General features: G+C 62.1%; 16 protein-coding genes. 8 read left to right on the top strand and 8 right to left on the bottom strand.

The annotated features are described in order from the left end of the window. Nucleotides 1-8: 8 nt before the first annotated feature. From J8I33_RS04875 to tssB, 7 genes are all read right to left on the bottom strand, one after another. Nucleotides 9-257 carry a PAAR domain-containing protein gene (locus J8I33_RS04875; RefSeq protein ID WP_209924718.1) on the bottom strand — a complete coding sequence of 83 codons (249 nt, stop codon included), beginning with the start codon at nucleotides 255-257 and terminating at the stop codon, nucleotides 9-11. 91 nt (nucleotides 258-348) lie between these two features. Beyond that, nucleotides 349-1,593, bottom strand: a complete 1,245-nt coding sequence (locus J8I33_RS04870; protein ID WP_245171527.1) for a sel1 repeat family protein — start codon at nucleotides 1,591-1,593, stop codon at nucleotides 349-351. Beyond that, a complete protein-coding gene (locus J8I33_RS04865; protein ID WP_209933597.1) occupies nucleotides 1,593-2,888 on the bottom strand; it encodes a sel1 repeat family protein in 1,296 nt (431 codons plus the stop codon). The genes J8I33_RS04870 and J8I33_RS04865 overlap by 1 nt, the downstream gene beginning before the upstream one ends. Nucleotides 2,889-2,891: 3 nt before the next feature. After that, the gene (locus J8I33_RS04860; RefSeq protein ID WP_209933592.1) at nucleotides 2,892-4,880 is read right to left on the bottom strand and encodes a phospholipase D-like domain-containing protein; all 1,989 of its coding nucleotides are present in this window, start codon (nucleotides 4,878-4,880) and stop codon (nucleotides 2,892-2,894) included. Next, nucleotides 4,877-7,546: a type VI secretion system Vgr family protein gene (gene vgrG, locus J8I33_RS04855; RefSeq protein ID WP_209933585.1), complete on the bottom strand. Its 2,670-nt coding sequence runs from the start codon at nucleotides 7,544-7,546 to the stop codon at nucleotides 4,877-4,879. The genes J8I33_RS04860 and vgrG overlap by 4 nt, the downstream gene beginning before the upstream one ends. A gap of 78 nt (nucleotides 7,547-7,624) precedes the next feature. After that, on the bottom strand, nucleotides 7,625-9,175 hold the full coding sequence (gene tssC / locus J8I33_RS04850; RefSeq protein ID WP_006750267.1) for a type VI secretion system contractile sheath large subunit: 1,551 nt from the start codon (nucleotides 9,173-9,175) through the stop codon (nucleotides 7,625-7,627). Between the two features lie 73 nt (nucleotides 9,176-9,248). After that, nucleotides 9,249-9,761 (bottom strand): type VI secretion system contractile sheath small subunit, encoded by a 513-nt coding sequence (gene tssB, locus J8I33_RS04845; protein ID WP_006750268.1) that lies wholly within the window; start codon nucleotides 9,759-9,761, stop codon nucleotides 9,249-9,251. A 578-nt stretch (nucleotides 9,762-10,339) separates the two neighbouring features. On the opposite strand from tssB, the gene tssK reads away from it, so the two are divergent. The 6 genes from tssK to tssE all read left to right on the top strand — a co-directional run bounded on the left by tssK (nucleotide 10,340) and on the right by tssE (nucleotide 18,027). Further along, complete coding sequence (gene tssK / locus J8I33_RS04840) at nucleotides 10,340-11,689, top strand: type VI secretion system baseplate subunit TssK (RefSeq protein ID WP_209924713.1); 1,350 nt, start codon at nucleotides 10,340-10,342, stop codon at nucleotides 11,687-11,689. 80 nt (nucleotides 11,690-11,769) lie between these two features. Beyond that, nucleotides 11,770-12,444 carry a DotU family type IV/VI secretion system protein gene (locus J8I33_RS04835; protein WP_209924712.1) on the top strand — a complete coding sequence of 225 codons (675 nt, stop codon included), beginning with the start codon at nucleotides 11,770-11,772 and terminating at the stop codon, nucleotides 12,442-12,444. Beyond that, the gene (locus J8I33_RS04830; protein WP_209933579.1) at nucleotides 12,441-14,219 is read left to right on the top strand and encodes an OmpA family protein; all 1,779 of its coding nucleotides are present in this window, start codon (nucleotides 12,441-12,443) and stop codon (nucleotides 14,217-14,219) included. The genes J8I33_RS04835 and J8I33_RS04830 overlap by 4 nt, the downstream gene beginning before the upstream one ends. Nucleotides 14,220-14,313: 94 nt before the next feature. Next, nucleotides 14,314-14,799, top strand: coding sequence for an Hcp family type VI secretion system effector (locus tag J8I33_RS04825; RefSeq protein ID WP_006750272.1), 486 nt, complete (start codon nucleotides 14,314-14,316; stop codon nucleotides 14,797-14,799). A gap of 94 nt (nucleotides 14,800-14,893) precedes the next feature. Beyond that, complete coding sequence (gene tssH, locus J8I33_RS04820; RefSeq protein ID WP_209933572.1) at nucleotides 14,894-17,608, top strand: type VI secretion system ATPase TssH; 2,715 nt, start codon at nucleotides 14,894-14,896, stop codon at nucleotides 17,606-17,608. Beyond that, a complete protein-coding gene (tssE, locus tag J8I33_RS04815) occupies nucleotides 17,605-18,027 on the top strand; it encodes a type VI secretion system baseplate subunit TssE (RefSeq protein ID WP_209933563.1) in 423 nt (140 codons plus the stop codon). The genes tssH and tssE overlap by 4 nt, the downstream gene beginning before the upstream one ends. Before the next feature lie 10 nt (nucleotides 18,028-18,037). Here tssE and J8I33_RS04810 read toward each other — a convergent pair whose 3' ends face one another. After that, nucleotides 18,038-18,823 carry an NAD(P)H-dependent oxidoreductase gene (locus J8I33_RS04810; RefSeq protein ID WP_209933554.1) on the bottom strand — a complete coding sequence of 262 codons (786 nt, stop codon included), beginning with the start codon at nucleotides 18,821-18,823 and terminating at the stop codon, nucleotides 18,038-18,040. A gap of 86 nt (nucleotides 18,824-18,909) precedes the next feature. On the opposite strand from J8I33_RS04810, the gene J8I33_RS04805 reads away from it, so the two are divergent. Together J8I33_RS04805 and J8I33_RS04800 are read left to right on the top strand one after the other, a co-directional pair. Continuing rightward, a complete protein-coding gene (locus tag J8I33_RS04805) occupies nucleotides 18,910-19,803 on the top strand; it encodes a LysR family transcriptional regulator (protein ID WP_209933547.1) in 894 nt (297 codons plus the stop codon). A gap of 137 nt (nucleotides 19,804-19,940) precedes the next feature. Then, the gene (locus J8I33_RS04800) at nucleotides 19,941-20,345 is read left to right on the top strand and encodes a DUF2471 family protein (RefSeq protein WP_050017867.1); all 405 of its coding nucleotides are present in this window, start codon (nucleotides 19,941-19,943) and stop codon (nucleotides 20,343-20,345) included. Nucleotides 20,346-20,399 lie beyond the last annotated feature (54 nt).

Below are 20,399 nucleotides of genomic sequence, written 5' to 3'. Positions count from 1 at the left end.
TCGGTCGTTCACACCAGACTGGAAATCAGACGGCACCCGCACATGGCGCGATAGCCATGCCGTGCAATCGGTACGCCGTCGTCCAACATGGTTTCATCGCCTTCGATGATGAGATTGGGTCGGATATCGTGCTTCGGGCAAGTCACTTCATCGCCTTTTCGGGCGACGCGTTTGCCTTCGAAGTTCATCGAGTTCGACGCGGTGATGACTGTTCCGCCGTGATCCGTCGCGTCGCCGAGGCGAATGAGATCGATCATTGTTATAGCTCTCCATCTTAATAGGAATGCAAATTAGTTAAGCATGAGTTTCGTTGATGCTGTGTCTCGACGTCTCACGCGCGCGAAACCGCTAAGTCAGTACGATCGGCTCGTGTAAGTCGTGTATGGGCGGCACGTCGCGCTTGCTGAATTTCCGTGTCGTCTCGGCTTGCAAGCCCCGGCGGATCCGCGCACACCGCATACCGCCTTCGGGATGGCGCGCTCCAGTTCTCGCCGCCGTGCCGAGCGGCAGTCGTGCGACTACATCAGCCGGAGATGCCGTCTGCGACGGCTGCGCATCAGGCGAAAGAGGCAAACCAGTCGCCCGGTCCAGGTTCTTTTCCTTCGCCAGTCGGTTGATCAGTTCATCCGACGGCTTGGGTGGTACTTGGGCTCGCTGCTTTTCCCATTCGAACGTGCCGTCCCACCGCGGGAGCTTCGCAGGCGGCAGCGGAACGATCTTGTCAATGTCCGGCACCTTCGGATTCGCCAGTTTGTTATCCCGCAGGAATCGGCCGATTAGCTGATAGCGCCGCGAGCGTTCGGGGTCTTCAGGTAAATCAAGATAGAATCCTCTGTCAGTCGATGGGGGCCCTAAAAATGATTTCTCGAGAACCATAGCCGACATGCCATTTCCTGAAATCACACTTTTTTGGAAGGCTATAGTAGCACCGGGAAAATATTGATTGTATTTAAGATAAATTCCCAGATCAAAAGCCGAACGCCCATGCCCCTGATTAGTCGCACATTTCAGCATTTTCAATGAAATATCCGGAGATTTGTCGTGAGGGGCGAGCAATTCAGAAACATGGTATTGAGCATCGGCATTACCAAGATCGGCCGCCCTCCGAATGTATCTCAGTGCGAGTTCCTTGTTCTGCTTTAAGCCATACCCTGAGTTCAGGTAGTAGCCAATATCGTAGTAGCCCATCGGAATACCCTGATTGACCAACCGGCTCGCCCATTCCACTGCCTCGTGCGCCGCATTCGGAGAGCTTGCCATACCCTGTGACACCAGTTGCTGAACGTTGTGGTTGGCCTTGTAATGGCCATGCGCGGCAGCGATCCGGTAGTAGCGCGCCACCTCGTCGAAGTCCTTCGGACCATCACGCGTTTGCAGATACCGGCCGTAGCGGAACAACGTGTCCGCGTCCAGATCGATGGTAGGGAGTCGATCCGCTTCGTGGACGCAGGTGAACGCCAGATTGGCGCGAACGCTGGCAAGATCAGACGATCCAGGCAAGTCATTTGCCTTCAAACACGCACTCACGCTAGCGAGCACGAGAAACCCGACTAGCGTCTTTACCAGAACGTATCCAAATCGCATCTGCGTCATCACGCCTTGACCTCATAGGCGACAAGCTTCCACATGACTTCTGTAGTAAGCCGCCGCTCGCCCAACACGCGGTCGAGCAACGCCAACGAACGCGGTTCGTAGTAGTCCAGCATCGGCAGCACCTCGCCCTTCTTGAACGCCCGTGTCGTATCGGCCCGAAGACCCGGACGAAGCTGTGCGCACCAGACACCGCTTTCAGGACAGCGTGTCCCGGTTCTTGCCACCGTGCCGAGCGGGACTCGCGCGACTACATCGGCCGGGGATGCCGTCTGCGACGACTGCGCATCAGGCGAAAGAGGCAAACCAGTCGCCGGGTCCAGGTTCTTTTCCTTCGCCAGTCGGTTGATCAGTTCATCCGACGGCTTGGGTGGTACTTGGGCTCGCTGCTTTTCCCATTCGAACGTACCGTCCCACGGCGGGAGCTTTGCCGGCGGCAACGGAACGATTTTGTCAATGTCCGGAACCTTCGGGTTGGCCAGTTCGTTGTCATCGAGAAATTTACCAATCAACTGATAGCGCCGAGAGCGTTCGGGGTCTTTTGGCAAATCAAGATAGAATCCCCTATCGGTCGACGGGGGGGCTGAAAATGATCTCTCAAGAACCAAAGCGGACATGCTATTTCCGGCGACCACACTTTTTTGGAAAGCTACAGCAGAACCGCGAAAATCTTGATTGTATTTAAGATCAATTCCTAGCTCAAAAGCCGCACGTCCGTGCCCCTGATTGGCCGCACATTGAAGCATTTTCGATGCGACATCCGGCGATTTGTCGTGGGGGGCGAGCAATTCAGAAACATGGTATTGAGCATCGGCATTTCCAAGGTCAGCCGCCTTGCGAATGTACTTCAGTGCCAGTTCCCTGTTCTGCTTCAAGCCATACCCTGAATTCAGGTAGTAGCCGATATCGTAGTAGCCCATCGGAATGCCCTGATTGACCAACCGACTCGCCCATTCCACCGCCTCGTGCGCTGCATTCGGGGAACTGGCCATACCCTGCGATACCAATTGCTGCACGTTGTGATTGGCTTTGTAATGACCATGCGCCGCTGCGATCCGATAGTGGCGAGCCACCTCGTCGAAGTTTTTCGGGCCGTCGCGCGTCTGTAGATACCGACCATAGCGGAACAACGTTTCCGCGTCTGGGTCCAGGGCTGGAAGACGATCTGCTTCGTGCGTACAGGTGAACGCCAAATTGACGCGTATGCTGGCAAGATCAGACGATCCGGGCAAGTTGTTCTCCTTCGAGCAGGCTGATAAACTGGCAATCGCCACGCAAATTGGAATGATGATGCGCATAGGTTAATCCAGATAGGAACGGTTTGGATTATCTCTATAAAATTCAACCAGCGATGCATACGGTCTGTCACCCGAAGAGTTTTTCCTTCTCTTATTTTCAGACAAAATAATTCCCCAAGCCTTGAATGCACTTCTCGCATCCAATCTTCCATTCTTATCTTTCACCCCCACCCCATCTTCACCGGCATGAATTCTCCACAATTTCTCGCGCAGCGGCTGAGTAACACGCATGGACTCGTGAAAAATATTCAATTCGCTATCCACCTCCATACTCCGCAAATTGACGTTCGCCGAACCATGCGTGACGAACACGTCATCGATGATCATCAGCTTGGAGTGGATATACACCTCGTCCCATGGCCGCCCTTTCGGCGTGTCCGGTGGCACAAGGGTACAGATATGGACCTTGAGCCCCGGGATATTGAGCTTCTGCGGGTTGTCCGTCTTGGCCTTTTCCAGTTGGACTTTCAAGTCGTTCGCCCGCTGGGCCGCCTCGATAGCATCCAGATGCGCCGCAGCGAGATTGTTCACGGCATACTGCGCCGAACTCGAGAATGGATTGACAGGAACGTGCTGTGCACGTTCATATGCCTGGTCGGCCTCTTTCTTCGCCTTGAGTGCTTCCTTGTATTGCTTCTCCAATTCGTCGGCACGCTCCAATTTCGACACGCCAGGCAAAACATCCGCGCGCCCGAGTGCATTGAGCATGTGATAGGTACTCACCGTCCCGAGCCCGATCCCGTCGTCGCTCGAGTTGGTCACGACGAACAGATAGAGCGGCGTCTTACGCCCGCCAGCCTGATACGCTTTTACCAATTTCGTCAACTTTTCGGCTAACGGCGGAAATCGGAAGTATTGATTTTCGATATAAATAAAATTGGTCGTATTGTTGACCGCCTGCAGGTAAAGTCGTTCGATGTCTTTAACGCCATCTTTCCCAACCTGGGGTTGGGTGCGCAGGATCTGTGCCCTCACGGCGATGTCATCTTTACTACAACGGAGCAGGGGCTCTTTTGCTGACTCTCGCTGCTTTTCCAGTTGCTGTCCCGTCGTTGCATCCCATGCCTGACAGAAGTTTTTATTCAAATCGGTCAGAATCGGCCCCGTGACGCGGGCGGAGATATCCTGTCTCGGCGAAAATCCGTTGCGCCCCATTTGTGAATGCATGCGCACGTGGCCATGGCTACTGATATCCCAGTACTCGTCAAGCGTGTTATGCCCCATCACAAAGCCAGTCGCGATCTCCGGATGCGCGTAGTCGACCAGCACCATTTTTTGATGATGCGAGGGTGCCAGGCCCATTGCTGCGGCATTCTGAATTTTCGCATTTTTGGTGCGATCGCCGTACTTGCTGTCCGTCGCGGTACGCCACGCTATCTCGGCACGTTCGTTCATGCCGAAATCACGCGTAGCAAAATCGATATTCCGGAATGCCGGATCACGCTTGCTGCGTAAAATACGTCGAACGGCTTTATGCGTCAGCACGGGGATGGGTGCGATACTGACGCCTGTCCATTCGGTGCCCGCTTGATTCTTCTTGTCCATCTTCACCATCTCGTACCACCAAGCATCGAACTCCCGTTGAGCCGAGTTTCGATTATCTGGCAGGTGCGAGAAACGACCACCGGGCATCATATTTTCCAAAAACTGCGCAACATGGAATTTATCGCCCCACACCAGCAATCGGACCTTCACATTGTGTTTCGCCCTTTCGAGCAATAATTCCCCGATCGACAGCGAACCCTGTCCCGACGATCCGCGCTTGAAATACATCGAAGGCTGAAACCCCCAGCAGACGATATCGACGCTGTGCTGCGCGCTGGCAATCGCATCGTATACAGCGCCGAACGCCTCCTCGCCATTCACCAGCGGGCAGTGCGTCGCATTCCTTGGCTTGTATTCCGCCCCTTGTACAAAGTGCGGCAACGTCAACGTCGCCGCGTTGCCGCACGATTGCGCGATCGGTACCGTGATGGCTGCCGGCTGACTCATGACTGCGCCTCCGTGTTCTGCGTGTCGGTATCGGGATTCAGCAGGCGGTAGTAATGCTGGCGATTGGCTGCACGATCTTCCCCGTCACCGCCGGCACCTTGCTCGTAGAAATGAAACCCCTGGTTGGCCAATTCGCCGTTGGCCGCGTCACCGCGAAATTCCTCGCTGACCGGAATCTCATAGGAAACGCCATTGGCTAGTTCAAGCCGATACGATTTCGTGCCCTGGCGATGGTCGACAGCGATTCGCCCCGTCGAATCGGTTACCCCTTGCGTGACCAATGCACCCTGCGCATACAACTTGTACGGAACGTCCTGCGGGATCGCCGCCATGGCCGAAGGAGACGCTGCCAGGCTCAACATCAGGCGCTCCGCCGGCAAGCTATTCGGCAGCGCAGTATTGATCTGCGCCGAAGCGGGCCCAGGTTTGTTCCACGATGCGCACTTCTCGAGGATGTCTCCCGGCGTACCGTTTTCGATGCGATTGGCGTCGATCCTGATATACGAGCCGCCGGCACCAATCCACACCTCCTTGGCCGCCGAAAGCACGAGCTTGCCGTCGGAGCTCGTGATAGTGACGTCCTTCAATGCCGCCAACGTCAACTCGTCGGTTTGCGCCTGAATGGCGACCTTGCCTTTCGCGGCGAACAGCTTGATGCCGAGTTTCGCCGCGAACATCGATACGGTTTCGCCAGCCGCTACCGTAAATCGCTTGACAACACCGATGTCGGCGCTCCCCCCCGCAGTTGCAATCAGGTTTTTGCGCGCCGTAAGCTGCAAATGATCCCCCGACGCCACGCCGATACCGGCCGGCGCACTGATCAGGACACCGGCCTTTTTCAGTTCGGCCAGCGTTTCCTCCAGCAGGACCTTCTGATTGGCGCAATCCGCGGCAACGGCTTCCGCTGCTTTCGCCGCATCGGCAAGGGATTGCATCTGCTGCAAGCCAAGCTCGAGCAGTTCCCGCGCCGGTCGCATATCGAGCTGCCGGCCATTGGATGCCGATTGCATGTCGGCCGAGATGAAAACACCTTTCCCTCCCCGTACCGCCACGTGTTCGTCCGTGCGAAGCTCTGCACCTTGGCCACGCTCTTTGCGACTTTCGTCGACCATGTGTCCGAGATTGAGTTCGCTGGTCTGGTACGGCGTGGTCAAATGAATATGCTCACTCCCCTCCTTATCCTCCATCCGCAGCTCATTGCGCGCAGCCGTCCGAATAAGGTTCCGCGTATGGTTCAGGTTGTTCACCAGATCCGGATGCACGCTGTCATGCATCGCCCCGATGATCACCGGCCGGTTCGGATCGCCGTCCGTATGGACGATCGCCACCTCCGCCCCATCGATCAACGGAAAGTGATGCCCATAGTTGTCGCCGCTGTATGGCTTCGCAAACCGCACCGGCCGGCTCGTCCCACCCGGGCTCCATTCATCGAGATCGAACGGCAGCTTGATCACGTACCAGCCCTGCTCGGTCAGATACGCATACTTGTAGTTGCCCGGCGACGTAATCCGCGCCGGCAGAATTCCGTCCACCACCGGCCGTGAAACCGAAGCCACCGGCGTGCGCCACACGCGATCCGACGGAATGCCCTCGAACGCCACCCAGAACGACTCATTCCGCCCGCCGTGCGACTCGACCGACGTAACGAAAACGCCGTGCTTCGCGTCGGCCGGTTTCGGCTCGACCCGCATCACCTCGCCGGCTTCGAGCCAGAACGGATTGCCCGTCCCCTTGAACGTGATCTGCGTCGCGAGATAGGCCTCGTGCCGCAACCGCGCAACCCGCTTGCCCTCTTCCGGCGTCTCGTAATGCTCGCCCCAGCGATAATCGACCGCATTCGTCGTCTTGTCGTCGCGCGCAGCGTTCTCCTCGACCAGCAGCGATACCTCGGCTTGTCGATGGTTGTAGTCGTGCAGCCGCACCGCCTCCGGCACACGCTTCATCTCACGCCCGAGCGACTTGATCGCATCCGCACCGACGCTCTCCAGCCCCGAATCGCGCCGATAGGGCACCGTACGCTGCTTGCGCGCATACGCATCCAGATCGTCGCCGAATACGACCACCGCACGATCCTTCTTCTGCTCCCAGCGAAACCAGATCCCCTCTTTCGCGCAAAGGCGCTGAATGAAGGAAAACGTCGTCTCGTGATACTGCGTCACGTACTCGCGACGCTTGTACTGTCCACGCAGCTGAAACTGGAAATCGACACCCGCGCGGTAACCGTAATGCCGCAGCGTATCGGTCACGATCTCCTCGACCGACTGCTTCTGAAACAATCGGCTTGTCACGCCACGATCGAGATCGGCCAGTGTCGGCTCCAGCACGACCCGGTAGCGCGTTTCGTCCGCCGACGTCTCCAACTCGTCGAACTGCGTAATCACGCCATGAACCATGTACGCCGCCGGCTTCGCACTGAACTGCGCGGCGTTCTCCCCGAACATCTTCCGCAGGTAATCCATGTCCGGATCGACCGGATCCGCGCTGAACTTGGCCGGTCGCCCCAGCACCTGATCCATCGGAATCCCCGCCACCGGGCTCGTGAATTCGATCTCGTATCGATAGAGCTGGCTCACGCGGTCCAGCCCGCTGAACTTCAGGATCGAGAACGGCGCCGGATGCGGCGCGAGCTTCAATTCATAAGCCTGCGAAGGCAGAATCATCGACATGGAATCTCTCGGTTGCGCGACTGCACGGCACGCCGGGGTGCCCCTGTCCACCCCGGCGCCACTGCGACTAACGTCAGATCAGTTCTTGGACTTCGGCATCTGCGACACGAGCGACAGCCCGATATCCATCCCTTCGACCTGGAAGTGCGGAACGATGAACAGCTTGATCCGGAAGAAGCCCGGGTTGTCCTCGATGTCCTCGACCGTGACCTTCGCCTCGCGCAGCGGATGCGACGCCTGCAGTTCGTCGCCCGGATCCTTCATCTCGGTCACGAGCCCCTTGATCCAGTTGTTCAGCTCGAGTTCGAGCAGACGGCGATCCTTCGTCGTGCCGATGTTTTCGCGCTGGATCAGCTTCAGGTAGTGCGCGATGCGCGACAGCAGGAAGATGTACGGCAGCCGTGCGTTGATGCGGCTGTTCGCGGTCGCTTCCCGGGTCTCGTACAGCGCGGGCTTCTGCGCCGAGTTCGCGGAGAAGAAGCACGCGAAGTCGTGGTTCTTGTAGAACGACAGCGGGATGAAGCCGAGATTCGCGAACTCGAATTCACGGGTTTCAGGGATCAGCACCTCGGTCGGGATCTTCGGCTGGTGACCGGTGCCGAGGTCGTACAGGTGAACCGGCAGATCCTCGACCTTGCCGCCCGCCTGCGGCCCGCGGATTTGCACGCACCAGCCGTTGCTAACAAAGCTGCGCACCATGTTCGCCGCGAACGCGAACGACGCATTCATCCACAGGTACTTGTCGTGGTCGGGGCCCTTGACGGCCTCCTCGTAGTTGAACGCGCGCACCGGCGCCGTATCCTTGCCGTATGGCAAGCGGCCGAGCACGCGCGGCATCGTCAGGCCGACGTAACGCGCATCGTCGGTATCGCGGAAGCTCTTCCACTTGATGTACTCGGCGCGATCGAAATAGTTGCCGATATCCTGGATCGCGGCGACTTCCTCCATCGACTGCTTGCCGAAGAACGCCGGCCCGACCGAGCCGATGAACGGCATATGCGCGGCGGCCGCCACCTTCGAGATGTTGCGCAGCAGTGCGACGTCCATCGGCGAATTCGCGAACTCGAAGTCGCTGATCATCGCGCTGATCGGTTGACCGCCCGGCGTGTCGTATTCCTCGATGTACGTGAGGCGGTACAGGCCGCTCTGGATCAGTTCCGGCGTATCCTCGAAGTCGCGCTGCAGCGCGTCCTTCGACACGTCGAGCACTTCGATGCGGGCGTTCTTGCGGAAATCGGTGCGGCTCACGAGCATCTTCAGGCCGCGCCAGCGTGCCTCGAGCGCCTGGAATTCCTGCGTATGCATCACGGCGTCGAGCTGGCGGCTGATCTGCCGGTCGATCTGGCCGATATGGAAATCGAGCAGCGACTTGTCGAGGCGGTCCACCGGCTGGCTCGCGTTCGCGACGAGTTCGAGGAATGCGCCCATCCCGCGCGCGATGCGCTCGTCGGCCGACGCCTCGGACAGCATGTCGTTGTCGCGGAACGCCTCGAGCGGGCGCGCTTCGCTGACGGGCTTCAGGTTGATCTTGCTGCACAGCGACGCATAGACGCTGTCGATATCCCCGTGCGGGGCGTCCAGCACGACGGTCTCGCTCGCGCCGGCGTGCTGCGTTTCAGTGGATTTCATGGCGTGTCCTGTCTGCGATCGAATCGCTACGATGTTGCGGAATGCGCTGAACGCGCGTTTTGCCCAGCGGCGTTCACGCATGCCCTTCCGGCTGCGTCGCGGCGGTCGCGATCTGCGCGAGTTCGCCGCGCAGCTTCGCGGACAGGCGATCGTCCTTCAGCACCTTCTCGAACTCGCGACGGAACGTGCCGTTGTCGAGCAGGTTGGATTTCAGGTCGCGCAGCAGATTGCGCATCGCGAGGAGCGCCTGCAGCTCGGGAATCTGGCGCGCGACCTGCTCGGGCGCGAAATCCTTGATCGAGCGGAACGACAGGTTGACGGGCAGTTCCGAACCGTCGCCGGCCAGTGTGTTGTCCGCGGCGATCCTGAGATCCGGCGCATAGTCGGCCAGCACGGCATCGAAGTTGTTCTTGTCGATGTTCACCTTCTTGCGCTCGGCAAGCGGCGCCTGCTCACGGCCGGCACTGAAGTCGCCGGCGACCAGCAGCTTCAGTGGCAACTCGACCTTCTTCTGCGCTCCACCCGTATGCAGGTCGAGCGTGATCGACACCCGGCTCTTCGGGATCTCTCGCTGAAAGCTATCCAATTCGTTCTCCTTATCTCAGGAAGCTTGAAGACTCCGCGATACGCACCCGCAAGTCATGGGTGCATCGCCGTCCGTACCGCCCATGCCAACCCCGCAACGTGCATCGACGAACGGCCCATCCGGATATTCGCGGCCCGATATCCGACTCAGGCGGCAGAAAATATCACGCTCTTTGTCAGCGAGTAAACCCGAAACACGGAAAATTGAAAATTAACGACATGAGGTTTTTTACAAATAAGACCAGTCCGATTCTCTGACGCATTCCGCACACATTGTCCGAATTTCACACTCCGCCCACAAATGGCTATCAAGCAAATTCACAACAATCTCATAACAACTTGATTTTCATGAAATTTCCACAAAAAACAAGGAGCACAAAATCTCAATAAAAACTCCACTCGACACCGCCGACACCGAAGAAACACCCCATGCCCAATAAATCTCAAAATAAACACCCCACTTATCTCAATTTATTCGAGACACTTCACAACAAATTCGAATAAAACGGGGTATACGAAATCAGAAAACGATGTATAGAATCGGCGCCTCATAATTCCTACATCGGTATTGACCACACCATGCGGATCGACAAACCGCTCTGGCATGAAGGGCTGATTCTTACGCAGCAGCATTTCCAGCAGCAGGAGCGCTGGAACGCGTTCGCGCTGCAACAACTGGCGTCGGCCGTCGCCGTATCGCCATGGGGAACGCTGAACGTCGACATCGACGAGGAGGCCCTGTCCTCCGGCCGCCTGAAGCTCGCACGGCTGCAACTGCGATTCCCTGACGGCACGCCGGTCGATACGACCGTCGCCGACGCGTTGCCGCCGGCGCGCGACCTCGTCGGCGAAATTCCCGCCGATACGCAGACCGTCGACGTACTCGCCGCGCTCGCGCTACCCGACGCGAACGGCAGCAACTGCCGTTTCGACGAAACGGCGCTGGCCCGCCCGCGTCGCGCGTATCGCGAGTTCGTCAAGGTGACGGACCTGAACGGCTCGGCCGAAACCGAAATTGCCGCCGAGCGTCACGCCGTCCGGTTGCTGTTCGGCTTCGAATCGCATGCCGACGACACGGCATGCGCGATCGCACGCCTGACGCGCACGACGAGCGGACAGTTCCAGGTCGATCGCCGATACGTGCCGCCCTGTCTGGCGCTATCCGGTCACACGCTGCATATCGAGCGCATTCGGCGGATCGCCGACATCCTCGCCGCCAAAAGCGCGCTCCTCGGTGCGCGCCGCAGCGAGCGCATCGAGCAGGTGGCCGAGTACGGTGTCGCGGACGTCCAGCTGTTCTGGCTCCTGCATTGCATTCACCAGGCGTGGCCGCAACTGCGCTTCCTCGCGTCGCATCCGGCGCAGCCGACCGATCGCCTGTACCAGGTGCTCGCCCAGCTGGCCGGCTCGCTGATCACGTTCTCGACGCACGTGTCGCTGACCGACATTCCGCCCTACGACCACGCGAGCGCCCATGACGTGTTCGCGGCGCTCGAATCGCTGATCCGCGATCTGCTCGACGCGATCATTCCGTCGCGCGTCGTCTCGATCGGGCTTTCGCATACGACGCCGACGACCTGGGTCGGTCAGTTCCGCGACGAACGCATCGTCGAAGACGCCGCGGACTGGTATCTGTCCGTCAATGCCGCGTTGCCGGCGTTCGAGCTGGTCGAACAGTTTCCGCGCCTCTGCAAGATCGGCGCTCCGGACGACGTCGAGCACATCGTCAATTCCGCGGTGGCAGGCATTCCGCTCAAGGCCGTGCAGCGCGTGCCGGGCGCGATTCCGGTCCGGCTGGACAACCACTATTTCGCGCTCGACGCGCACGACGCCGCGCATGCGCGGATGCTCGCCGCGCGCGCTTGCCAGATCTATCTGCCCGCGTCGATTCCCGACGCGTCGCTCGAACTTTATGCGGTGCTGCGCTGATGAATGCCGTCGCCTCCATGCGTCACGAAACCGCGCTGCTTGCGCGCGATCCGTCATCCGGTCATGCACATCGAGCCTCGATGCGCGCGCTGTTGCGCGATACCGCATTGCTCGTCACTCAACTGTCGAACGGCGGTCAGGTCGACAATGCCGCAAGCCTGCGTGAGCAGTGCCGCCTGCTGGTCGCGCAGTTCGCGGCCGCACTCGATGCGCAAGGCATCGCCGCGGACGTACGGGACGACGCGATCGTCGCCCAGTGCGGGCTGATCGACGAAGCCGCACTGCGGCACCTGCCGGCTTCGGCCAAGGCGAAGTGGGAATCCACGCCGCTGCAGGTCGAGCGCTTCGGCACGCACGATGCAGGCACGCGCATCTACGAGCGACTCGACTACCGGATGCGCGAACCCGCGCCGAACGTCGACCTGCTCGAGTGCTATGCGGCCGTTCTCGGCCTGGGATTCCGTGGCCGGTATGCCGCTCGCTCGGGGCCGTCCGCGGGCGCCCATGACGGGGAGGCGAAACGTCGGGCACTGATCGCCGCGCTGGTGGCGCAGATCGATCAATTGCGGCCGGCGGTCCGCCCGGGATTCGTCACCGATCGCTCCAACACGCGACTGCTCGACCGGCTCAGGCATGTGTCGCCTTGGGTGGTCGCGGGCGCGGCATGCGTCATCGCGGTACTCGTCTGGTTCGCGTGGGATCGGATCCTCGATGCCGAACTGGCCCAACTCGTCCAGCAAGCGAAACGGCCGTGAGTTCGGGCACCACGCTCCCCACGGCGGCAACCCGCGCCGATTCCAATGCGGCACGCGCGGCGTTGTCGGGCCTGGGCTATCCGCTCCGCACGATCGTGACGCTGTCCGCGGCACTGGCACTGGCCGTCGTCGGGTGGGTTGTACCTGTCGAGCGCGGCGTCATGTGGGGATGCGTAGTGATCGTCGTCGCGCTTTCCGCGCTGGTTGTCTGGCTGCATTCGCGCGGATTGACACGCGCCCGCGAACAAAACGTTCAGGTGATTGCACAACTGGGCGCGGCGACCGCCGACCTGCCCGTCACGCTGCGCACGAGAATGCCGCTCGCGCTCGTCACCGGCGACGGTCTGTCCGCCATGTTCGATCGCGATACGGCCATGTCGCGTTTCGTGCATGTCGGCGACGGCGCGATCTGGTTGCGAGCCGACCGCCCTCAGGATCTTCCACGGCTTGCGGTCGCGGTCCGCCAGTGGCGGGACGGTCATGCGCCGGATTGTGTCGTGCTGGCGGTCGCGCCGGGCCTTCATGCGAACGCCGACACGCTGTCGCAGTCGCTGCGCGTGATCCGGCAAGCCGTGGCCGATGCGTCCCGCATGCTCGGCACGTCGCTGCCGGGCTATGTCGCCGTCTATCAGCGGCTCTCGAACGCAAATCCCGCGACGACGTTGCCCGCCGTCGAATCGGCTGCCCGGTGGTATGGCATGTCGACCGGATCGGCAATCGTCGACACGCATCGCTTCGACGCCGCGATCGACGCAGCCGAGTCGGATGCGCTCCATGCCGACGGAAGTCCGGCGGTCGCGGCGCGCGCCGCCGGCGTCGCATCGATGATCGGATGGACCCGACGCGTCGTGTTCGACACGCTGACCGATCGACGCCAGCCCGCATCGCCCTGGCCGTTGTTCGGCGCTGGCTGGATCGACCATGGCCCCGCGAGCGGCCCCGGCAAACCGTGGGAACGTGAAGTCCGCAGCCTGACAGGTATCGCCCCGGCCGCACTGCCTGCGTCACCGACGCCGTGGCCATTGCCGCAACCGTTGATCGACGCGATGCCGCGCCACACGTGGCGGTCGCCGCGCATCACCGCCGCCGCGCACGTCGTCGCGATCGTCGCCTGCGCCGCAATCGCCGCCATCTGCGCAGCCGCAAAGAACAACGATGCGTTGATGACCCGCATCGGCGATCACCTTCAACACTACAACCGAATCCCCGCCACGCACGACGCGGCCAAACGCGACGCGCTCGGTGTCCTTGCGTCGGATCGCGATCAGCTCGACCGGTACGCACGGGTCGGCGTGCCGCTCCGGCTGTCGTTCGGCACCTATCACGCTGCACCGCTGCTGCCCGTCCTCAACGACGCAATCGCGTCGTACGAACCGCCCCCGCCGCCGCCCGCCGTCGTCACGCTGGACAGCATGTCGCTGTTCGACAGCGGCAAGGCAACGCTCCGAACGGGCACCACGCGCGCGATGGTCGATGCGCTCGAACTGATCAAGGCCCATCCGGGCAAACGCGTGCTCGTCGCCGGCTACGCGGACGATCAGGGTCGGCCCGATCGCAATCTGAAGCTGTCGATCGATCGCGCGTCGGCCGTGCGCGACTGGCTCGTCGAAGCATCGGGCATCCCGCCGACACGGTTCGCGATCCAGGGCTACGGCGATACGCGGCCGGTCGCGGACAACGCCACGCCGGAAGGGCGGGCGAAGAATCGTCGGGTCGAGATCACGCTCGTGCCCGATACACCGGTGCCTGCCGTCCCGACCGGCGCCGCGAGGTAACACGCGTTTGGGTTCCCGGGGCAGTCGCCCCGGGGTTATCAGCGCCGGAATCCGGTTCCGGCGATTCGCAGTACGAAGAAGAAGGAGTGAACAAATGGCAATTCCGGCCTACATGTGGCTCAAGGACGACGGTGGCGCGGACATCAAGGGTTCGGTAACCGTCCAGGATCGCGAGGGTAGCGTCGAATTGGTCGCGTTCGATCATGGCGTGCACATCCCGACCGACGGCAATACGGGCAAGCTGACCGGCACGCGCGTGCACAAGCCGATCACGCTGACGAAGGAGACCGACGCGTCGACGCCGTACCTGTACAAGGCCGTGACGAGCGGCCAGACGCTGAAGTCGGTCGAGATCAAGTGGTATCGAATCGACGACGCGGGCAAGGAAAAGGAATACTTCAACACCAAGCTCGACAACGTGAAGATCGTCGCGGTGAAGCCGAAGATGCTCGACATCAAGAACCCCGACTACGAGAAGCACAACCATCTCGAAGATGTGGAACTGCGTTACGAGACGATCACGTGGTCGTACAAGGACGGCAACATCATCCACAAGGACACCTGGAACGAACGTTCCTGATGGACTGACCGGCTGGCGGAATCCGTCGCGCTTGCGCGGCGGGATTCCGCTCCTCAGGGCGCCCGCCCTCTTCCCTTCCTGATCAGATACCGACATGACGCCGCCGCTCCGGGACGCTTCCCATCTCATTCGCCGCCTCAATCCTCACTGCACGCGCGCACTCGAAGCCGCGGCGAATCTGTGCCAGACCCGGCTCGCGGACGAAATCGCGGTCGAGCACTGGGTGCTGAAGCTGATCGAAGCCGACGACGGCGACATTCCCGCGCTGCTGCGCCACTACGACCTCGACATCGACGCCGTGTGGGATGCGATGATCGACGTGATCGAGCGCATGCCACGCACGTTGCGCGGCATGCCGGCGCTGTCGCGGCAACTCGCCACAGTGCTGGAGGATGCGTGGGCGCATGCGACCGCCGACGATCCCGACGATTCGATTCGTTCCGGGCATCTGCTGCAAGCGATCGTCGACGCCCCTCATGTGCTGCGCACCCAGCGTGCGTGGCCGCTGCTGTCCGTCTCCAGCGCGCAGATTCGTCGCGTGCTGCCCCGGCTCGGGCGGCGCTCGTGCGAAAACGCGGTTGACCACCCCGTATCGGTACCCGAAGCCGACTCGGCCGGCGACCTGCGCGCAACCGGAACGCCGACGTCGGCGTCCGCGGCGCAACGCGCCCCCACGCGCGCGATCGAGCACGACGCACTCGCGCGCTTCACCCTCGACATCACCGAAAAGGCGCGTCGCGGCGAGATCGACCCCGTGTTCGGACGCGACCGCGAAATCCGGCAGATGATCGACGTGCTCGCGCGCCGCCGCAAGAACAATCCGATCCTGGTTGGCGAGCCGGGCGTCGGCAAGACCGCGCTTGTCGAAGGGCTCGCCTTGCGCGTGATCGACGGCGGCGTGCCGGAAACGATCCGCGGCACGCGCATCCTGACGCTCGATCTCGGCTTGCTGCAGGCCGGCGCCGGTGTAAAGGGCGAATTCGAACAACGGCTGAAGAACGTGATCGACGAGGTGCGCGCTTCGACGACACCGATCCTGCTGTTCATCGACGAGGCGCACACGTTGATCGGTGCCGGTAACGCGGCAGGCGGCGCCGATGCCGCCAACCTGCTCAAGCCGGCGCTCGCACGCGGCGAGTTGCGCACGATCGCGGCCACCACGTGGGCCGAATACAAGCAATACTTCGAACGCGATGCGGCGCTCGAACGGCGCTTCCAGGTCGTCAAGGTCGACGAGCCGGACGACGAAGCCGCGTGCCTGATGCTGCGCGGGCTCGCCGGCCGCTATGCGGCCCATCACGAGGTTCACATCCGCGACGAGGCGATCGTCGCGGCCGTCCGCCTGTCGCGCCGCTACATTCCGGCGCGCCAGTTGCCGGACAAGGCCGTGGATCTGATCGATACGGCAGCCGCGCGCGTGCGGATGGCACTCGACGTACCGCCGCCGGAACTGCAACACGCGCATGCCGCGCTGGCGGCGCTCGAGCTGGAACGCGCGGCGCTCGATGCGGACGCCCGCGCGGGCATCGCCGGCATCGCGGAGCGACGTGCCGCGATCGATACGGAGCACGACGCGATGCGCGACACCGCCGACACGCTGCTCGGTCAATACGCACGCGAGCGCGAACTCGCCGATGCAGTGCGCACGCTTCGTGGTGCGGCCGACCCCGCGCCTGATCCTGCTGACGTGATCAAGGCGATCGACGCGCTGGCGAACGCTCAAGGAAAGTCGCCGATGATCTCCCCCGACGTCGATGCGCAATCGATCGCGCGCGTCGTCGCCGAATGGACGGGCGTGCCGGTCGGCAATCTCGTCGAGGACGAACTGCGAAGCCTGCTGGCGCTCGAGTCGACGCTCGCGACGCGCGTGGTCGGACAGGACGATGCGATCGGCGCATTGGCTGAGAGCCTGCGCACCGCCAAGGCCGGCCTGAAAAGCGAGCACGCGCCGCTCGGCGTATTCCTGCTCGCCGGGCCGTCCGGTGTCGGCAAGACCGAGACGGCGCTCGCGCTCGCCGACGTGCTCTTCGGTGGCACCGCGGCGCTGACGACGATCAATCTGTCGGAGTACCAGGAAGCGCACACGGTATCGCAGCTCAAGGGTTCGCCACCCGGCTATGTCGGTTACGGACGCGGCGGCGTGCTGACCGAAGCCGTGCGCCAGCGTCCGTACAGCGTCGTGCTGCTGGACGAAGTGGAGAAGGCGCATCGCGACGTGCTCGATATTTTCTATCAGGTGTTCGACCGCGGCACGATGCGCGACGGCGAAGGGCGCGAGATCGATTTCCGCAACTGCGTGATCGTGATGACGTCCAATCTCGGCAGTACGCAGATCGATGACGCGACGGCCGAAAACGCGTCGATCACGCAGGTCGCTTTGCGCGAAGCCATTCATCCGCAGCTGGTCGCGCATTTTCAGCCGGCGCTGCTCGCACGCTTCCAGACGCTCGTCTATCGGCCGCTCGATGCCGCGGCGCTTGCATCGATCGTGCGGATCAAACTGGACAAGATTGCCGAACGCCTGCATCGGCAACACGCCGTCACGCTCACATGCGACGACGATCTGATCGAATCGATCGCGCAGCACTGCGTGTCGCGGGAATCCGGCGCACGCGGCGTCGATGCGTTCCTGAACCAGCGCGTGCTGCCCGTCGTGTCCCGCGAACTGCTTGCCCGGATGGCAACGGGTGTCACGCCGCGACACATCGTGCTGTCGACCGGCGTTGAAGGTGCGTTGACGATCGATTTCGTCGATGCGCCGGCCACGATCGATGCGCGCATCGAGCAACCGAAGCCGAACCCCCGATGACCGCCGGCCCCTCCCTCTACGACATGCTGCTCGGTCAGATCGGCGGCGAGCCGATCGGCGCCTACGACGACCGGACGCTCGAATGCCTGAGCGTGCAGCAGAACGTGCGCCGTATCCTCAATACGCGGGCCGGCGCGCTCAAGCACCTGCCGGACTATGGCCTGCCCGACCTCACGAACATCTACAAGGCATTGCCCGCATCGGCGCACTTGCTCAAGCAGCAAATAGAGGCGACGCTGTTGAAGTACGAGCCGCGCATTCGCGCGATCGACGTCGCGATCATCGACAACCGCGATCCCGGCATCCTCGTCAGCTTCGAGATGACCTGCCACCTGAAGAACGCCGGGCTCGTGCGCTTCGGCACCTACTTCGAGCCGCCGGGCCGCCTGCACGTCGAGCGCCGCGTCGATCGATCATGACCGCGCAAGATCAGCCTTCGTGCATCAAATGCACGCCAAACCCCACCTTCCCCGGCGCGATCTCATCCTTCAACGTCAGCGCCGGAATCTCGTAATCGCCCGCGTTCTGCCGGCGGAACGGAATAGGCGGCGTGGTCCACAGATCGTCGAGACGCTGGCCCAGTGCTGAACACGTTTCGTCGAAGCGCGCGCCGTTCATCTTGCCCGTCCGGTAGATCACGAACGGCGGCAGCACGTCGAACCCCGGGTAATACAGCACCCCGTGCTGAATCGGAAACAGCAAGTCGTCGATCGGCCCGTTGATGCCGCGCGGGCTGTAGTGCGGCTCCCACCCGCCCGTCGTGACGACGATCATCGCCCGCTTGCCGGCCAACATCCCTTCGCCGTAGCGGTCGCCCCAGTGCGTATCGGAATGCTCGCCGACACCGTACGCAAAGCCGTATGCATACACGCGCTCGAACCAGCCCTTCATGATCGCTGGCGTCGAGAACCACCACAGCGGAAACTGCAGGATCACCGCATCGGCCCACTTCAGCTTGTCCTGTTCGCGCGCGATGTCGTCGCGCTGCGTGCCCGCCTCGAACGCGCGCTTCGAATCGAGCGCCGGATCGAAGCGATCGTCGGGCGCGCGATCGGTCATGTCGTGCGCATCCAGGGTCGCCTTCCAGTTCATCGCATACAGGTCGCTCACCTGCACCGCATGGCCGGCCGCTTCAAGATGCGCGACCGCGAAGTCGCGCAGCGCGCCGTTCAGCGAACGCGGTTCCGGATGGGCATACACGATCAGCACATTCATGTTCGTCACTCCGTGGATTGAATGACTGCAGGATGCCGCCTTCGACGGTATATTTGAAATGAATTCCTGATATTCCAGCTATAGCCATGAATAATCTCAGAAGGCTCGATCTGAACCTGCTCGTCACGCTGGACGTGCTGCTCGCCGAGCACAACGTCACGCGCGCGGCCGAGAAGCTGAACATGTCGCAGCCGTCGGTCAGCGTTCAGTTGCAGAAACTGCGCGACGTATTCGGCGATCCGCTGCTGCTGCCGGGGCCGCGCGGGATGCGTCCGACCGCGCGCGCGGAAGCGCTGCGCGAGCCGTTGCGCGACGCGCTCGAAGCCGTCGAGCGCGCGGTGATCCCGGCCACGCCGTTCGATCCCGCGACCGCGACGAACACGTGGCGCGTGGCCGCGACCGACTACGGCGAATCGACGATCGTGCTGCCCGCGCTGCGCACGCTGCGTTCGACCGCGCCCGGCACGCGGCTGGCTGTCCTCGAGCTCGTGCCGCCGCGTATCGAGCAGGATACCGAACGAAATGGCATCGACCTGGCCTTCCACATGACCGAAGCGTCGCCGCCCGGCATGCGGCGCCTGCCGCTGTTCGTCGAGCGTTACGTGCTGATCGGCCGCGCCGACCACCCGAAGCTGAAGCGGCGCCCCACGCTCGCGCAATTCGGCACGCTCGAGCACGTGATCGTGTCGCCCGACGGCGGCGGCTTCTTCGGCGTGACGGACAAAGTACTCGCGAAGATGGGGGGCACACGGCGCGTCGTGCTGTCGGTGCCGCACTTCCTGTTCGTGATGTCGGCCGTCGCGAGCACCGATCTCGTCGCGATGCTGCCCGAGCGGCTGGTGCGCAACGTGCCCGCGCTGCGCGTGGTGGATGCGCCGGTCGAGGTGCCCGGCTATGAAATGTCGATGCTGTGGCACGAGCGCGTGCATCGCGATCCCGCGCATCGGTGGCTGCGGGAGACGATCGCGGCGGCGGTCTGACACGCCGGTCGCGACGCGGCTGACATTTACTGTCATCGGGGGCTTGAAAGTCCACCAATCACTGTATATATTTACAGTGTTTCTGCGTCATTTGACCCGAATTCCGTCATCCCGAGACGGTCTTTAGTGAGGCGACCATGTTCCAGTCATCCGCATTCGATCCCGAGCAACCCGGCTTCAATCCCGTCCACTTCGAGCGCGCCGCGCAGCGGGCGGTCGTCGATCTGCAGCGTGTCGTCGGCGGCCCCGCGCAGCGAGCGCTCGGCCTGCGCCGCCGCACGCATCCGGCGGCAGTCCGCACGATGAGCTGGCAGGCGCTGCTGAACGTCGAAGAGCTGGCGTTCTCGAATCCCGGGTTCCTGAACCGCAACGATCCGACCGTCGTCGACGCGTTCATCCGGCTGCGCGACAGCCGGCTGGTCGCCGCGGACGTCGAGGAGCCGGTCGACTGGCGCCGCGACGACGACGACCTGCCGGCCGTCTACCTGATCGTCAAGGCGATGCTCGAAGCGGAAGAGGAAGAACGGGCCGAGGCAGCCTGACGCTCGCTGGCCGATCGCCGCGGGCACGGCCTGCGGGGCTCGCGTCGCCACGTT

Origin of the sequence: Burkholderia sp. AcTa6-5 (genome assembly GCF_017815075.1) — a bacterium.
In the GTDB taxonomy this organism is placed as follows: Bacteria; Pseudomonadota; Gammaproteobacteria; order Burkholderiales; family Burkholderiaceae; genus Burkholderia; species Burkholderia sola.
The sequence above is the reverse complement of the archived record's forward strand: the minus strand, read 5'-3'. Positions and strand labels throughout refer to the sequence as shown.

Excerpts from the sequence above, each read along its gene's own strand:
- J8I33_RS04875 (WP_209924718.1), bottom strand. The coding sequence starts at position 257 with ATGATCGATCTCATTCGCCTCGGCGACGCGACGGATCACGGCGGAACA.
- J8I33_RS04870 (WP_245171527.1), bottom strand. The coding sequence starts at position 1,593 with ATGACGCAGATGCGATTTGGATACGTTCTGGTAAAGACGCTAGTCGGG.
- J8I33_RS04865 (WP_209933597.1), bottom strand. The coding sequence starts at position 2,888 with ATGCGCATCATCATTCCAATTTGCGTGGCGATTGCCAGTTTATCAGCC.
- J8I33_RS04860 (WP_209933592.1), bottom strand. The coding sequence starts at position 4,880 with ATGAGTCAGCCGGCAGCCATCACGGTACCGATCGCGCAATCGTGCGGC.
- vgrG (WP_209933585.1), bottom strand. The coding sequence starts at position 7,546 with ATGTCGATGATTCTGCCTTCGCAGGCTTATGAATTGAAGCTCGCGCCG.
- tssC (WP_006750267.1), bottom strand. The coding sequence starts at position 9,175 with ATGAAATCCACTGAAACGCAGCACGCCGGCGCGAGCGAGACCGTCGTG.
- tssK (WP_209924713.1), top strand. The coding sequence starts at position 10,340 with ATGCGGATCGACAAACCGCTCTGGCATGAAGGGCTGATTCTTACGCAG.
- J8I33_RS04835 (WP_209924712.1), top strand. The coding sequence starts at position 11,770 with ATGCGCGCGCTGTTGCGCGATACCGCATTGCTCGTCACTCAACTGTCG.
- J8I33_RS04825 (WP_006750272.1), top strand. The coding sequence starts at position 14,314 with ATGGCAATTCCGGCCTACATGTGGCTCAAGGACGACGGTGGCGCGGAC.
- tssH (WP_209933572.1), top strand. The coding sequence starts at position 14,894 with ATGACGCCGCCGCTCCGGGACGCTTCCCATCTCATTCGCCGCCTCAAT.
- tssE (WP_209933563.1), top strand. The coding sequence starts at position 17,605 with ATGACCGCCGGCCCCTCCCTCTACGACATGCTGCTCGGTCAGATCGGC.
- J8I33_RS04810 (WP_209933554.1), bottom strand. The coding sequence starts at position 18,823 with ATGAATGTGCTGATCGTGTATGCCCATCCGGAACCGCGTTCGCTGAAC.
- J8I33_RS04805 (WP_209933547.1), top strand. The coding sequence starts at position 18,910 with ATGAATAATCTCAGAAGGCTCGATCTGAACCTGCTCGTCACGCTGGAC.
- J8I33_RS04800 (WP_050017867.1), top strand. The coding sequence starts at position 19,941 with ATGTTCCAGTCATCCGCATTCGATCCCGAGCAACCCGGCTTCAATCCC.